Origin of the sequence: Streptomyces sp. NPDC093984, assembly GCF_044764595.1 — a bacterium.
In the GTDB taxonomy this organism is placed as follows: domain Bacteria; phylum Actinomycetota; class Actinomycetes; order Streptomycetales; family Streptomycetaceae; genus Streptomyces; species Streptomyces cynarae.
The window spans coordinates 159,990-174,118 of the sequence record NZ_JBIWIM010000003.1 but is presented as its reverse complement, the minus strand read 5'-3'; the positions used below and the strand labels follow the sequence as shown (position 1 = coordinate 174,118).

General features: G+C 72.3%; 16 protein-coding genes. 11 read left to right on the top strand and 5 right to left on the bottom strand.

Annotation, left to right across the window (positions count from 1 at the left end):
- Nucleotides 1-92: 92 nt before the first annotated feature.
- The 3 genes from ACIRC0_RS12995 (at nt 93) to ACIRC0_RS12985 (ending at nt 2,141) form a co-directional block, all read left to right on the top strand.
- Nucleotides 93-1,031, top strand: a complete 939-nt coding sequence (locus tag ACIRC0_RS12995; protein ID WP_403615138.1) for a PAC2 family protein — start codon at nt 93-95, stop codon at nt 1,029-1,031.
- A gap of 70 nt (nt 1,032-1,101) precedes the next feature.
- Nucleotides 1,102-1,710 carry a dephospho-CoA kinase gene (coaE, locus tag ACIRC0_RS12990; RefSeq protein WP_403615135.1) on the top strand — a complete coding sequence of 203 codons (609 nt, stop codon included), beginning with the start codon at nt 1,102-1,104 and terminating at the stop codon, nt 1,708-1,710.
- Between the two features lie 50 nt (nt 1,711-1,760).
- Entirely contained in the window at nt 1,761-2,141 is a 381-nt protein-coding gene (locus tag ACIRC0_RS12985; RefSeq protein WP_366027749.1) for a tetratricopeptide repeat protein, read from the top strand.
- Between the two features lie 85 nt (nt 2,142-2,226).
- Here ACIRC0_RS12985 and ACIRC0_RS12980 read toward each other — a convergent pair whose 3' ends face one another.
- Nucleotides 2,227-2,493, bottom strand: coding sequence for a DUF6343 family protein (locus ACIRC0_RS12980; protein WP_403615131.1), 267 nt, complete (start codon nt 2,491-2,493; stop codon nt 2,227-2,229).
- A 119-nt stretch (nt 2,494-2,612) separates the two neighbouring features.
- Here ACIRC0_RS12980 and ACIRC0_RS12975 point away from each other — a divergent pair, with 119 nt between their 5' ends.
- Nucleotides 2,613-3,599 carry an acyltransferase domain-containing protein gene (locus tag ACIRC0_RS12975; protein WP_403615128.1) on the top strand — a complete coding sequence of 329 codons (987 nt, stop codon included), beginning with the start codon at nt 2,613-2,615 and terminating at the stop codon, nt 3,597-3,599.
- Between the two features lie 95 nt (nt 3,600-3,694).
- A complete protein-coding gene (locus ACIRC0_RS12970) occupies nt 3,695-4,375 on the top strand; it encodes a class I SAM-dependent methyltransferase (RefSeq protein ID WP_403615125.1) in 681 nt (226 codons plus the stop codon).
- Between the two features lies 1 nt (nt 4,376).
- Here ACIRC0_RS12970 and ACIRC0_RS12965 read toward each other — a convergent pair whose 3' ends face one another.
- Nucleotides 4,377-5,069, bottom strand: coding sequence for an RNA-binding S4 domain-containing protein (locus tag ACIRC0_RS12965; RefSeq protein WP_403615122.1), 693 nt, complete (start codon nt 5,067-5,069; stop codon nt 4,377-4,379).
- A gap of 111 nt (nt 5,070-5,180) precedes the next feature.
- Between ACIRC0_RS12965 and ACIRC0_RS12960 the strand changes: the two genes are divergently transcribed.
- Nucleotides 5,181-5,882: a uracil-DNA glycosylase gene (locus ACIRC0_RS12960; RefSeq protein WP_403615120.1), complete on the top strand. Its 702-nt coding sequence runs from the start codon at nt 5,181-5,183 to the stop codon at nt 5,880-5,882.
- 55 nt (nt 5,883-5,937) lie between these two features.
- Here the strand turns inward: ACIRC0_RS12960 and ACIRC0_RS12955 are convergent, their stop codons facing one another.
- Nucleotides 5,938-6,594: a GntR family transcriptional regulator gene (locus ACIRC0_RS12955; RefSeq protein WP_403615118.1), complete on the bottom strand. Its 657-nt coding sequence runs from the start codon at nt 6,592-6,594 to the stop codon at nt 5,938-5,940.
- A gap of 279 nt (nt 6,595-6,873) precedes the next feature.
- Between ACIRC0_RS12955 and ACIRC0_RS12950 the strand changes: the two genes are divergently transcribed.
- The 5 genes from ACIRC0_RS12950 to ACIRC0_RS12930 all read left to right on the top strand — a co-directional run bounded on the left by ACIRC0_RS12950 (nt 6,874) and on the right by ACIRC0_RS12930 (nt 12,461).
- Entirely contained in the window at nt 6,874-8,352 is a 1,479-nt protein-coding gene (locus tag ACIRC0_RS12950) for an NCS1 family nucleobase:cation symporter-1 (RefSeq protein WP_403615116.1), read from the top strand.
- Between the two features lie 2 nt (nt 8,353-8,354).
- Complete coding sequence (locus ACIRC0_RS12945; protein ID WP_403615113.1) at nt 8,355-9,065, top strand: aspartate/glutamate racemase family protein; 711 nt, start codon at nt 8,355-8,357, stop codon at nt 9,063-9,065.
- A gap of 98 nt (nt 9,066-9,163) precedes the next feature.
- Nucleotides 9,164-9,946 carry a nucleotidyltransferase family protein gene (locus ACIRC0_RS12940; protein ID WP_403615111.1) on the top strand — a complete coding sequence of 261 codons (783 nt, stop codon included), beginning with the start codon at nt 9,164-9,166 and terminating at the stop codon, nt 9,944-9,946.
- A gap of 179 nt (nt 9,947-10,125) precedes the next feature.
- Nucleotides 10,126-11,991: an FUSC family protein gene (locus ACIRC0_RS12935; protein WP_403615109.1), complete on the top strand. Its 1,866-nt coding sequence runs from the start codon at nt 10,126-10,128 to the stop codon at nt 11,989-11,991.
- Nucleotides 11,992-12,287: 296 nt separating this feature from the next.
- The gene (locus ACIRC0_RS12930; RefSeq protein WP_403615107.1) at nt 12,288-12,461 is read left to right on the top strand and encodes a hypothetical protein; all 174 of its coding nucleotides are present in this window, start codon (nt 12,288-12,290) and stop codon (nt 12,459-12,461) included.
- 266 nt (nt 12,462-12,727) lie between these two features.
- On the opposite strand, the gene ACIRC0_RS12925 is transcribed toward ACIRC0_RS12930, so the two are convergent.
- The gene (locus tag ACIRC0_RS12925; RefSeq protein WP_403615104.1) at nt 12,728-13,186 is read right to left on the bottom strand and encodes a hypothetical protein; all 459 of its coding nucleotides are present in this window, start codon (nt 13,184-13,186) and stop codon (nt 12,728-12,730) included.
- Complete coding sequence (locus tag ACIRC0_RS12920) at nt 13,177-13,935, bottom strand: ATP-binding protein (protein WP_403615101.1); 759 nt, start codon at nt 13,933-13,935, stop codon at nt 13,177-13,179. Before ACIRC0_RS12920 ends, ACIRC0_RS12925 begins: the two co-directional genes overlap by 10 nt.
- Nucleotides 13,936-14,129: the final 194 nt, after the last annotated feature.

Sequence of the window (14,129 nt, the reverse complement as noted above, 5' to 3'; positions counted from 1 at the left end):
GCTGTGACGGCCGTACTGCCGGTGCACGGACCGGGAATGACCGTGCCCCGCCCCGCGTTGTGCCGTACGAACACGAGGAGGAGCGGTCTACAGTGCTTGATCCGCAGGGTTTGTACGCATGGGAGCCGAAGGGCCTCGCCGTCGTCGACATGGCGCTCGCCCAGGAATCGGCCGGACTGGTCATGCTCTACCACTTCGACGGATACATCGACGCGGGCGAGACCGGCGACCTGATCGTCGACGGGCTCCTGGACGCGCTGCCCCAGCAGGTCGTGGCCCGCTTCGACCACGACCGGCTCGTGGACTACCGCGCCCGCCGTCCCCTGCTCACCTTCCGGCGCGACCGCTGGAGCGACTACGAGGTCCCCAGCATCGAGGTGCGCCTCCTGCAGGACGCCACCGGAGCGCCCTTCCTGCTGCTGTCGGGGCCCGAGCCGGACGTGGAGTGGGAGCGGTTCGCCGCCGCCGTGGGGCAGATCGTGGAGCGGCTCGGCGTCCGGCTGTCCGTGAACTTCCACGGCATCCCCATGGGCGTGCCGCACACCCGGCCGGTCGGCCTCACCCCGCACGGCAACCGCACCGACCTGGTACCCGGCCACCGCAGCCCCTTCGAGGAGGCGCAGGTACCGGGCAGTGCCGAGTCCCTGATCGAGTACCGGCTCGCTGAGGCCGGACACGACGTCCTGGGCGTCGCCGCGCACGTCCCCCACTACATCGCCCGCTCCCCGTATCCGGACGCCGCGCTCACCGTCCTGGAGGCCATCACGGCCGCCACCGGACTCGTCCTGCCGGGCATCGCGCACTCCCTGCGCAACGACGCGCACCGCACGCAGACGGAGATCGAGCGGCAGATCCGGGAGGGTGACGAGGACCTGGTGCGGCTCGTCCAGGGGCTCGAGCACCAGTACGACGCCGCCGCGGGTGCCGAGACCCGCGGCAACATGCTCGCCGAGCCCATGGAGATCCCGTCCGCGGACGAGATCGGACAGGAATTCGAGCGCTTCCTGGCGGAGCGCGAGGGCGACAGCTGAGCCCGAGGCGGAGAGCTCGACCCACGGCCTGCCATCGGTACCGTCAGTGGCAGGCCGTAAGCTTCCCGGCATGCTGAAGGTGGGCCTGACCGGCGGTATCGGCGCCGGCAAGAGCGAGGTGTCGCGGCTGCTCGTGGAGTGCGGGGCCGTACTGATCGACGCGGACCGCATCGCGCGCGAGGTCGTCGCTCCGGGCACCCCCGGGCTCGCGGCGGTCGTCGAGGCGTTCGGCGAGTGCATCCTCACCGCGGACGGCAGCCTGGACCGCCCGAGGCTGGGCTCCATCGTCTTCGCCGACCCGGACAAGCTGGCGGTCCTGAACTCGATCGTGCACCCCTTGGTGGGCGCCCGCTCCCGCGAACTGGAGACCACCGCTCCCGACGACGCCGTGGTCGTCCACGACGTCCCCCTCCTCGCCGAGAACGGGCTGGCCCCGCTCTACGACGTCGTGATCGTCGTCGACGCGAGCCCCGCCACCCAGCTCGACCGGCTGGTCCGCCTGCGCGGTATGACCGAGGAGGACGCGCGCGCCCGTATGGCCGCCCAGGCCCCACGCCAGAAGCGCCTGGAAGTCGCGGACATCGTGATCGACAACGATGTGCCCCTCGAGCAGCTGAAGCAGCGCGTAAGGGACGTATGGGAGGAACTCGTCCGCAGAGCGCACCGTTCACAGGAATAGCGTCGGCCCGCGGGGGCGTTGAACCGGCGCAGCAAGGGAAGGACTCTGCCGTGCCCGAGACCAGCGATTCCACCGGACCCACTCCGGAAACGCATGTCATCGACTTCCGCGCCGCGGAACAACTCCTCGCCGCACGGGACCCGCGGGGCGCGGTCAAGCTGCTCGACGGCGTGATCGCCGCCCACCCCGAGAACACCGCCGCCCGGCTGCTTCGCGCGCGTGCCTTCTTCGCCGCCGCGCAACTACGACCGGCCGAGCTGGAGTTCAGCATCGTGCTGGAACGCGAGCCGGACAACGCGTACGCGCACTTCGCACTCGCCCGCACCTACGAGCGCCAGGCCCGGCCCGACGAGGCGAAGCGGCACTTCCGCCTGGCCGCCGCACTGGACCCGAACCCTCAGTACCTGAAGGCGGCACGCTTCGACTCCTAAAGGCCTGCCTTCCGGATCAGCTCGGCCTCGCGGGACCCGGCACGCGCATCTGCGGACCGCACCGCCGAGAGGATCCTCTCAGTGGCTACCGGCCGCGGCGCTCAGGCGGCGGGTACGGCGGGACATCACGGCCGGGCTGCCAGTGCGGGCCCTGACGGATGTGCCGCACGATCACGGTCATGTCCGCGGCCACGACCAGCCACAGCGCACCGCACGCGGCCGCCCAGCCCAGCCGGCCGAGGAGCACGAACACGACCGTGCCGAAGGTGGCCCACACCAGGCCCCACAGGCTCAGCCAGAAGCGGGCCCGCAGCGCACTGCGCGCCGTCGTCGGTTCACTGCCCGTACGCATCGCTCTCACTGCTCCTCAAGCCACCAGTACCCTTCGTGGTGCACGTTCACCATGGGACGGCGACCGGGTCCGGGCGTCCGCGAACAGCAGCGGGACCGGGTCCGTGCGGGGAGGCGACGGTGCTGCTGGAAACGCTGCGGGCGGACGCGCGGCTCGCCGAGTGGCTGAGGCACCTCGACAGCGACGGTGACACACGCGTCCAGGCCACCCTGCCCGACGCGGACGAGCTGCCCGACGTGCTGCTCGACCTGTCCGTGCCCCACGAGGACATCAACGAACTCGTCGCCCAGCGCGCCCGGCTCGGCCAGGACCCGGAGGCGACGACGCTGCTGGAGCGGTGCGTCGCCCGCCTGGTACGGGACATGGGGGAGATCGGCAAGGGCTGGGAGCCACCGCAGTTCCCCGCGTCGGCGGGGCCGCTCGGACGGCTCTTCCCCGTGTACGTCTTCGTCGCGGCGCTGCCGTACGTGCGGGCGTACCACCGCGAGCGCGGCATCCCGGAGGAGGTGTCCCGGCGCACGCTCGCCGACCTCGGCCGGCACATGGCGGTGCACCGCCGACGCCGTGGCACGGGCGGGTTGCTGTTCCCCTGGTGGATCGCGCTCCACTTTCATGGGGAGCTGTTCCAACTGGGGCGGCTGCAGTTCCAGCGGGCGCGGCTGGGACAGCGCACGGGTCGGGCCGTCGCGGCGGCGGGCCGGGCGCACGGGCCCGGCGACCTCTGTCTGAGCCTGCACATACCCGACTTCAGCGGCCCGCTGTCGCCGTCCGCCTGCGAGCGGTCCCTGACGCTGGCGCGGGCATTCTTCGCACGGCACTACCCCGACGAGCGGCATGAGATCGCCGTGTGCCACTCCTGGCTGCTCGATCCCCAGCTCAAGCGGTATCTTCCGGCGGACTCCAACATCGTCCGCTTCCAGAACCGATTCGAACTCGCCTACCAGGACACGACACCGGACGACGGTCTACCGGTCGGCTTCGTCTTCGGCGACCCGGAGCTGCCGGTCGGTGAGCTGCCCCGGCGGAGCAGCGTGGAGCGGGCGGTGGGGGATCATCTGCGGTCGGGCGGGCACTGGTACGGGGGCCACGGCTGGTTCGCGCTGTGACGCCGTTCGACCTTCGAACGTTTCACCCCATCGGGTGACGGCGGACCGGGAACGGGACACTCGCGGCGGCCCGTTGGACGGGCATGGAGCAGAGGATGCGGACCGGTTACAGGGGCACGGGCCCCGGCGTGATCACACCCGACGGCTGTGCCGTCGAGCTGTACTCACGATTACCGCCCGGGGACGAGCCGGACATCGTCGCCGCGGCCGTACCGGCGGGGGCGCACATCCTGGAACTGGGCAGCGGGGTGGGGAGGATGACCCATCCGCTGCTGGAGCGCGGTCTCACGGTCACCGCGGTGGACGAGTCACCGCAGATGCTCGAGCGGGTGCGCGGCGCACGCACGATATGCAGCCCGATCGAGGTCCTGGACCTGGGCGAGACGTTCGACGTGGTGCTGCTCGCGTCGTTCCTCGTGCACGCCGGCGACGTCGGGGTGCGCAGACGATTGCTGCGGACCTGCGCCCGGCACGTGGCCGACGGCGGGTGCGTGCTGATCCAGAGGGAGGGCGAGGACTACCACACGAACCTGCCACGTGAACGGGTCGACCCGAGCGGCTTCACGGTACGGATCGTGTCCGCGGAGCCGGTGGGGGACGGGGTCAACTCGGTGCGCGCGGAGTACGAATTCCCGGACGCGACCTGGACTCAGACGTTCCTCTCCCGGCCCTTGAGCAGACAGCAGTTCGAGGAGGCGCTGGCGGAGGCGGGACTGCGCGTGGACAGGTATCTGACGGACGACCGGATATGGGTGAGGGCGGTGCGGGCGGGGTAGCTCAGCTCCCACCTTTGGGCCGGCTCCGGCCACCGGGCCGGCCCTGGGTGCCCAGGCCGCTCGCGAAGCCGCCGCCCGCGGCCGAGGCCAGGCCGCGGAGGCGTTCGATCTCGCGGCGGTCGCGCTTGGTGGGCCGGCCCGTGCCACGGTCGCGGACACCTGCCGGGGCGATCGCCTCGCGGGGCGGCGGGGGCGGGCTGTTGTCGATGTAGCACTGCACGGCCACCTGGGCGCCGACGCGCTTGCGGATCAGACGCTTGACGACGACGACCCGCTCCCGGCCCTCGTGCCTGAGGCGCACCTCGTCGCCGATGCGCACGTTGTACGCGGGCTTCACGCGCTCGCCGTTCACCCGCACGTGCCCGCCCTTGCAGGCGGCGGCGCCGATCGAGCGGGTCTTGACGAGCCGTACGGACCAGATCCAGCTGTCGATGCGGACGCTCTCGCCGTTCCCCGGGCCGGCCGCCTCGGCGGCGGCCACCGCGGCGGCGGTCTTCGGGTCCACGGCGGTCGGTTCGGCGTCCGCCGGCTGCGGGGAGGGCTGGGCGTCGGCGGCTCGGACGTCCGCGTCCGTGCCGGAGTCCCGCCGGTCCGCCTCGTCACCGGGGCGCACCCCGGAGTTCCGGCCTGTCGCAGCCGCGCGGGTCCCCTCGGTCCCGCCCGTCGTCTCGTGGTCCGCACCTTCAGAAGCCATGCTCCCGACCTTAGCTCGCCGAGCCCCGTGGACCGGACGCCGTTTCCGCGGTGAAAGCCAGGCAGCGGGGTGCCGCTCCGGGGCTCCGTCGCCCGGCCCTACCGTGGAGGTATGGACAGCAGCAGCCTCGCCCGGCTGGACGAGCGGATCACGGGATGCCGTGCCTGCCCGCGCCTGGTCGCATGGCGCGAGGAGGTGGCCGCCACCAAGCGGGCCGCGTTCGCCGACTGGACGTACTGGGGGCGGCCGGTGCCGGGCTTCGGGCCACCGGACGCCCGGCTGCTCGTCATCGGTCTCGCCCCCGCGGCCCACGGCGGAAACCGGACCGGCCGCATGTTCACCGGAGACCGGTCCGGGGACGTGCTGTACGCGGCGCTGCACGACGTGGGTCTGGCGTCGCAGCCCACGTCGGTGTCCGCCGACGACGGCCTGGAGCTGTACGGCGTACGCGTCACCGCGCCCGTGCACTGCGCTCCGCCCGCCAACAAGCCGACGCCCGAGGAACGGGACACCTGCCGACCGTGGCTCGTGCAGGAGCTGCGGCTGCTGCGTCCGTCGCTCCGGTCCGTGGTCGCGCTCGGCTCCTTCGGCTGGCAGGCCGCGCTGACCGCGCTCGGTGAGGCCGGCTGGGCCATACCCCGGCCGCGGCCCGCCTTCGGGCACGGGGCCCGGGTGTCACTGGAAGGACTGGAACTGTTCGGCTGCTTCCACGTCAGCCAGCGCAACACCTTCACGGGTCGGCTCACGCCCCGGATGCTGCGGGACGTACTGCGCACGGCGGCGGACGCGGCGGGGCTGCCGGCCAAGCCGTAGACGACAGGTCCTTAGGTGTATTGACCCGCACGGTCGTTCACGCGGCTCCATACACCTAGGGCAGCTCCCCGTCTCCGAACAGGTGCCGCACCGTGGAGCGGTAGTTGGCGCGCACATGGGCGAGGGCGTGGGCGCGGGCCCGGTCCGGGTCGCCGGAGGCGATCGCCTCGTACAGCTCGCGGTGTTCGGTCAGGAGCTGGGGCCACTCCTCGTTCTGGCGGGTGAGCCAGCGCAGTCGTCCGTCGACCGGTTCCATGACCGAGATCAGCAGGCTGTTGCCGGCCATGGCGAGGATCCGGTCGTGGAAACGGGTGTTGATGTCCGTGATCGTCTCGGCGTCGCCGGCGGCGGTCGCGGCCGCCGCCTGGTCCAGCAGCTCCGCCAGTTCCGCGAGGTCCTTCTCGCCCGCCCGGGCCGAGGCGAGCCCGGCCGCGTAGACCTCGAGGGCCTCGCGCAGCTCGAAGAGCTCCTTGACGTCGGTCGGGGTCAGCCGCCGCACAACGGTTCTGCGCGGTGTCTCGAAGAGCACGAACCCCTCGGCGACCAGTGCGCGGATCGCCTCCCGGACCGGGACGCGCGAGACCCCGAACCGCTCGGCGAGCTCGCGCTCGACGAGGCGGTCGCCCGGGCGCAGCCGCCCCGCGATGATCTCCTGCCGCAGTGTGGCGAGCACCCGCTCGCGCACCGCACCCAGGGGTTCGATCTTCGTCATGGGGTCATCTTCGCGGACTCGGAGGGTGTTTTACGGAGCCGTAACGAGACGGACATCGGTCGGAACGGTTGACGGCGAGACCATGACGGCAGTTTGGTATACCAAACAACTCGCCCTGGTTCCTGCTCGAGGAGCACCGGCACCCGGTCCCTCACCCAGCACCCTGACCTCACCGGGACCGCACCGGCATCCGGCCCTCACCCGGACGTCCCCTCCCCACCATCGACCCGCACGGATCGTACTGAAAGGCCCCTCCGTCCCCTCGCCCATGGAGGCCCCGTGTCCCTCGCCGACCGCGCCGAAGCCACCGGCGCCCCAGCGTTCGTCCCCGACCCCCGCCTCACCAACGAAGACCTCGCACCCGCCGCCGAGCGTAAGTGGAAGGTCTTCGATCTGTTCGCCATGTGGATGTCCGACGTCCACAACCTCGGCAACTACACCTTCGCCGCCGGCCTGCTGGTCCTCGGCATGAACGTCTGGCAGATCTTCACCTCCCTGCTCGTCGGCTTCGTCCTCATCTACCTCGGGATGAACATGATGGGCAGGATCGGCCAGCGGCACGGGGTCCCGTTCCCGGTCGTCAGCCGGATCAGTTTCGGGGTCTGGGGCGCCAACATCCCCGCCCTGATCAGGGCCGTGATCGCCATCATGTGGTACGGCATCCAGACCTACCTCGCGTCCGTCGCCGTCAACGTCATGCTGCTCGCGGCCTGGCCGGGCCTCACGTCGTGGACCCACCACTCCTTCCTCGGCCTCAACGCGCTCGGCTGGACGTCGTTCGTCGCCCTGTGGCTGATCCAGGCGCTGATCATCAGCCGGGGCATGGAGTCGGTACGGAAGTTCCAGGACTTCTGCGGTCCCGCCATCTGGCTGGTGATGATCGCGCTGGCGGTCTGGATCCTCGCGAAGGCCGACTGGAGCATCTCGCTCACCTCCACGCCTCACCCGGTCTCCGTGGGCGAGCAGTGGCGGCAGTGGTTCGGCGCCGTCGGGCTCATCCTCGCCACCTACGGCACCCTGATGCTCAACTTCTGCGACTTCTCCCGCTTCGCACCCGGCTACACAACCGTCAAGCGCGGCAACTTCTGGGGCCTGCCGGTCAACTCGACGGCCTTCGTGATCGTGTCGGTCATCGTCACGGCCGGTTCCATCAAGGTGTTCGGCGAGGCCATCACCGACCCGGCGATGCTCGTCGCGAAGATCGGCAACACCTGGGTGCTGGTCCTGGCGGCCTTCACCTTCGCCGTCGCCACCATGGGCGTCAACATCGTCGCCAACTTCGTCTCACCCGCCTACGACCTGGCCAACGTCTGGCCGCAGAAGATCAGCTTCAAGGTCGGCGGCATGATCAGCACGGTCGCCGCGCTGGTCGTCACCCCCTGGAACCTCTTCTCCAACCCCACCGTCGTCAACTACTTCCTCGGCGGCCTCGGCGCCTTCCTCGGCCCGCTGTTCGGTGTGATCATGCTCGACTACTACTGGGTGAAGCGCGGCCGCATCGACGTCGACCAGCTCTTCAGCGCCGAACCCGGGTCCCGCTACTACTACCGCAAGGGGGTCAACCCCAAGGCGCTGTGGGCGTTCCTGCCTTCGGCGGCGGTCGCGGCGGTGCTTGCGCTGGTCAAGGACTTCAGCGCCGTGGCCCCGTACTCGTGGTTCATCGGGACCGCGCTGTCCGCGGCGCTGTACCTGGTGCTGTGCCGATCCGAGCGCACCGCTCCGGCCGTCGCTCCGGCCGCAGCCCTCGTGGAGGGCTGAGCGTGCGGATCGTCGTCACCAACTGCAACACCACGCAGGAGATGACCGAGGAGATCCTCCGTGGTGCCCGGGCCGCCGCCGGCCCGGGCACCACCGTGACCGGACTGACCCCCGCATGGGGGCCCGAGTCCGCGGAGGGCTGGCTCGACAGCTACCTCTCGGCCGCCGCCGTCCTCGACGCACTGCGCACCTACGAGGGCCCGTGCGACGCCGTGGTCATGGCGGGCTTCGGAGAGCACGGCCGCGAGGGCGCGCGGGAACTGCTGGACGTGCCGGTCGTCGACATCACCGAAGCCGCCGCCCACCTGGCGTGCCTGCTCGGGCGGCGGTACGGAGTCGTCACCACCCTGGAACGCTCGTGCGGGCAGATCGAGGACAGCCTGTACACGGCGGGCGTCCTGCAGAACTGCGCCGCCGTGGTCGGCACCGGCATCGGCGTCCTCGACCTCGGCGACACGGCCCGCACCGAGGAGGCCTTCGTGACCGCCGCCGAACGGGCCCGCGCGGCCGGCGCCGAGGTCCTGGTCCTGGGCTGCGCCGGGATGACCGGGCTGCAGCGGGCGGTGGGGGAGAAGCTGGGGCTTCCGGTGGTCGACGGGGTGGCCGCGGCGGTGAAGCTCGCGGAGTCCCTGGTCTCCTTGGGCCTGAGCACGAGCCGGGCGGGCAGCTGGGCGAGGCCACTGCCGAAACGGAGGGTGTGGGGACGGGGGTGAGGCAGGACGGTCCCGCCACCGCAACCGCTCGAAATCCCGGCGACGTACCGCTCCCGCCGGACTAGCGTGGGCGTCGTACCTGCGACGAAGGGGGCCGGGTGAACGAGAACGCCTCGGTGACGCAGACGGTGACCGAAGACGACGACACGTTCCTCGGCGCCGTGGCGGACCGCCTGGCCGCCCTCCCCGCGGTCCGTGCCGTCGCCCTCGGCGGCTCCCGCGCCCAGGGCACCCACACCCCGGCCAGCGACTGGGATCTGGCCGTCTATTACCGGGGCCCGTTCGACCCCGACGACCTTCGGTCCGTCGGCTGGGAGGGCGAGGTCTCGGAGATCGGCGGCTGGGGCGGCGGCGTCTTCAACGGCGGCGCCTGGCTGACGATCGAGGGCCGCCGCGTGGACATCCACTACCGGGACCTGGACGTTGTCGACCGCGTCCTCACGGACGCGGAAGAGGGGCGGTTCCAGGTCGAGCCGCTGCTGTTCCATCTGGCCGGAATCCCGACGTACCTGCTGGTGGCCGAACTGGCCGTCAACCGCGTCCTGCGCGGAGCGGTCCCACGCCCCGCCCGCTACCCGGAGAAGCTGCGCACGAGCGCGTACGCGCGATGGCTCGGAACGGCACGGGCGACGCTCGCATACGCCAAGGCCAACCACGCCCCGGCCGGGCGGCGGACGGAGGTCGCCGGTGCCGTCGCGGTGGCAACCGCCCAAGCGGCACATGCTGTTCTCGCTTCGCGCGGGGAATGGGTGACCAACGAAAAACGACTCGTGGACCGTGCGGGGCTCAGAGCGGCTGACGACATCATCGCGGGCCTTGGCCCGGACCCGGAGTCGCTGACCCGGTCGGTCGCTGCGGCAGAGGCACTCATCCGGGTGTGAGTGACGCCGTCGGCGGCGTGGGGTTGCGTTCATAAAGAACACGCCCCCCGCCCGCCCTTTCACACCGCCGAAACGCTCACGTCCTTTTCGTTCCAAGAACACGCCCTACCGTGGACTCCACACCGCCCGGCCACCGTCGCCCGAAGGCACACCCCCGCCCTCGTCCGGACAGGAGCCCTGTGTCGCGTCCCGTGTTCGCCCTGCCGCCTTGGCTCGCCCACGCCCTGCGCGCCCAGCGCGGTCCCGTGCCCTGGAGCGCCGTCGTGCGCGGTGCGCTCGCCGCGGGGCCGCTGCTGTCGGCCGCCCTGCTCGTCGGGCGTACGTCGGCCGGTGTCCTCGCCGCCCTCGGGGCCATGCTCGCCGGGATCAACGACCGGCCCGGCAGCCGGCGGACCTCCGTGCAGCGGCTCGGGGTGCCCGCACTCGCGGGAGCCTGCGGGCTGCTCGCCGGGACGTACGCCGGGCAGCACACCGAAGCCGTCCTCCTCACTCTTGTGCTCACCGTCCTCGGACTCGTCGCCGGAGCCGTCAGCGCCGTGGGGCCCGTCGCCTCGGGGGCCGGTACGCAACTGCTCGTCGGCGCCGCCATCGGCGCCGGGATGCCGCTGCCCGAGAGCGGCTGGCAGCGGGCCCTCGCCTTCCTCGCCGGCGCCGGCTGGCTGCTCGCGCTGCGCCTGGCGCTGCCCACGCCCGGCGCGACCACCGGCGACTACCGCTTCGACGGGGAACGCGACGCCGTCGCCGGGGTGTACGACGCCATCGCCGACCTGCTCCTCGCCACCGGCACCCCGGACGCCACCGCGCGGAGGGCGGCCCTGACCGCCGCCCTCGACCACGCCCAGGATGCCCTCGCCGGCCCCCGGCTGCGTCGGTACGCGTCCTCCTCCGCCGAACGGCGCCTGCACGCGCAGTACGCCGCCGCTCTCCCTCTCGCCGAGGCCGCCACCGCGCTCGCCTGGGCCGGGGACGCCGTTCCCGCGCGGGCAGCGCAGGGGCCGCGCCGCCTCGCTGCCGCCGTGCGCGGCAACACGCACACCGGACCGTTGCCCGCGCCGACCCGCAACGCCCCCGCGCTGCGCGCCCTCGACGACGCCCTCCTGCACGCCGCCGACACCTTCGACCGGGGCGACGACGGACGCGGCCTGCACGCCCGGCGCCGTACCGCCGCCTCGGTGCTGCGCACCGTCCTCGGCGCCGGGGGACGCGAGTACGGACTCCGCGTCGCCCTCAGCTTCGGCGCCAGCGCCGCCATCGCGCAGGCCCTGCATCGCACCCATTGGTACGGGCACCACACCCACTGGTACTGGCTGCCCGCCACCGCCGTCTTCCTCGTCAAGCCCGACCTCGGGCCGCTGGTCTCCCGTGTGCTGTGCCGGGCGGCCGGGACGGTGCTGGGTGCCGTCGTCTTCGCCGCCCTCGCCGCCGTCGTGCCCCGGCCCGCTGGGCTCGTCACGATCGTGGCGCTGTGCGGGGCGCTCATCCCGGTCGCCACACGGCACTTCGCCGCGCAGACCGCCGTCGTCACCGTCCTCGTCCTCGCCCTGGTCATGGTCGGCGGCGAGTCGCAGGCCTCCTGGAGCCGCATCGGGGAGACGCTGCTGGCCTGCGCGATCGTGCTGCTCGTCGGGCACCTGCCGGCGCCGGGGCAGCGCGGCGGCACGGTACGGGCCCGGCTGGTACGCGCGGTGGACGCCGCACACGCCTACCTCGCGCACGTCCTGACCCGGGAGCACGACCGCGCCGGGCGCTGGGCGCTGCGCCGCGAGGCCTACCGCGCGCTCGCCGAGGCCCGCCTCGCGATCGACCTCGCCGCCGCCGAGCACCCCGCCCTCGCCCGCCACACCGAGGGCACGGACGAGGTGGCCGCCACGCTCGAACGACTCGTCGACACCACCACCGCGTGTGCCGTGCACCTGGACGACAGCGGACGCCTCACGCCCCGGCACCGCCAACGGCTCGCCGAACTGCTCGACGAACTCGCCGAGCGCCGCGCGCGTGCCGGCCTGGGCACGGAGGAGTCCCCGCGGCTGCCCCTGGCGGTGTAGCGCAAGCCGTCGCGGCTTCCAGGGGGACTATCCGGCGCCCGGCGCCCGGCACCCGGTACCTGGCAGCGCCGCGGTCGCGGTCGCGGCATCCTCGCGGTCGTGGCCGTCGCGCGAAAGGCCCGAGCCTCCGACAAATCAGGCTGTTCCAATGAATTCGCCCCGATTTCGCATGGACCGCGTGTCAAATGCGTCTCAGTAGCGTCACTTAACGCGCCGTTCACCCAGGCGCATGCGTTTAACTCTAGGAGCCGACCGTGATCGGCTCGCCGAGACACGGCGTTGCAAGGAGGTGCAGGGTGAACGGGCGAACAGTGCTGGCGCGCTTCCCCGCCGGCGGGCCGCGGGGCTCGTGGCCGGCGGAGGAGTTCGCGCAGTCGCGGCGCCTGGAGGGGCAGCCCGCGGAGGTCGTGATGGACCTCATGACGGACGCGTTCCTGGTGGTCGTGCGGGGGGCCGACGCCGCCGAGTGACCGCCGCACCGGTCGGGTTCGACAGGGGCGCGTACGCGACGCAGTCGTGGGCGGCGCGCCTCAGTCGTCAGGGGCACGCCTCAGTCGTCAGCGGCACGTCTGCAGCCGTGAGCAGCACGCCTGCAACCGTCTAGGGCACCCCCGCCTGCAACCGTCTGGGAGACCCCCGCATGCAAGCGTCAGGGGCACCCCGCGTGCATTCGCAAGGCGCGCGTGCGTGCGTCATGCCGTTGTGCGCGGCCCGAGGTCGTGGGGCGGCCGTACGGTCACGCGCTGATCGGGCGTGCCCAGGCCGGAGGAGTGCCCGTGATCCGGCACAGCGCCAGATACAGGGGGATCGGCGGTGTGTACGGCACGCTGTCGTCCGCGCGGCGGATGAGTTCGGGAACGCTCTCCGCGTCCGGGACGAGCGCGCCGCGGGCGTAGCGGGCGGGTGCCGGCCAGTCCAGGGCGACGTCGGAGTCGGACGGCACGATCCACCACCAGTCGGCCCGGTCGGCGTACACACAGCCCAGCCGCGGCAGCCTGGACAGCACCAGGGGCCCGTAGCGAGCGGGCACGGCCACAGCATCGCAGCCGAGCGGGACGGTCATGCCGTCGGGCAGAGGGAGCCGGCTGGACGCCGCGCCGGACGCCCGCCGCGCCCGGTGGAGACGGGCCAGCGAGTCCAGGGTCAGGACCCGGGTGACCCCATGGCCCGCGGTATGCGTCCCCCTCACACCCATGCGGTCCCCGTCCCAAGGAACGGCTCCGCCTCGGAACCCCGACCGTCCGCGGGGAGCCGCTTGGCACTCCAGCCGAGATCGAAGCGCGCCCCGCCGTCCGCGGGTGGCTTCTTGGCGCTCCACCCCGGGTCGGACCGCGCCGTCGCGCCTTCCCTGCCGGGAGCGGGCCGCATCGCCTCCTCCCGCGCCCGGGACCTGTCGCCGGAACACGACAGGTCCCGGGACGGCTGCGTCGAGCGGGGGAGTCGGGCGGGCGCCGACTGCTCGGCCTCGCGTGCCAGTTCCGCCCAGACCAGCAACCCGGGCCCCGCCTCCTGGGCGCCCCAGGCGCGGCACAGAGCCGCGACGAGAAGCAATCCCCTACCGTGCTCCTCCTCGGGGCGCTGCCGACCGGGCCGCGGCTCGCCGGGGGCGCAACCCTCGTCGCGCACGGCTATGCGCAGCAGGTCGTCCTCGTCGTGCAGTTCACATACGACGTGCTCCCCAGCGGTGTGCACGATCGCGTTGGTCACCAGTTCGGAGACGACCAGTGCGGCAGTGTCGCACGTGTCTTCGCACACCGCCCAACCGGCCAGCCGGGCACGCGTCAGCTGCCGGGCCCGTGCCACGGAGGCCGGGTGCGCGGCCAGCTCGAAGCGGAACCGGCGTTCGGCGGCCGCGCCGGGGCGCAGCCCGGAGGCGCCACCCAGGCCGGACCGGTCTGCGGGGGCGTCTGTCCCTAACGACGCGGGCGGAATCACGCTTGCCACTATCGCCGTGACATGGACACTTGGCAAGGGTCACTCTGAAAATTGCAGAGTGCTGTGTGACTCCGAGAAGGGGCATGGCACACTGCTCGCAACGGCACGCCGAACGACGCCAGTTGGGATGTGAAGTGCGGACGCCAGAGTCCGGAGCCCGCGTCGAAAGTCCGTGAACCGTAATCGAACGTGTGTGGGCGGCG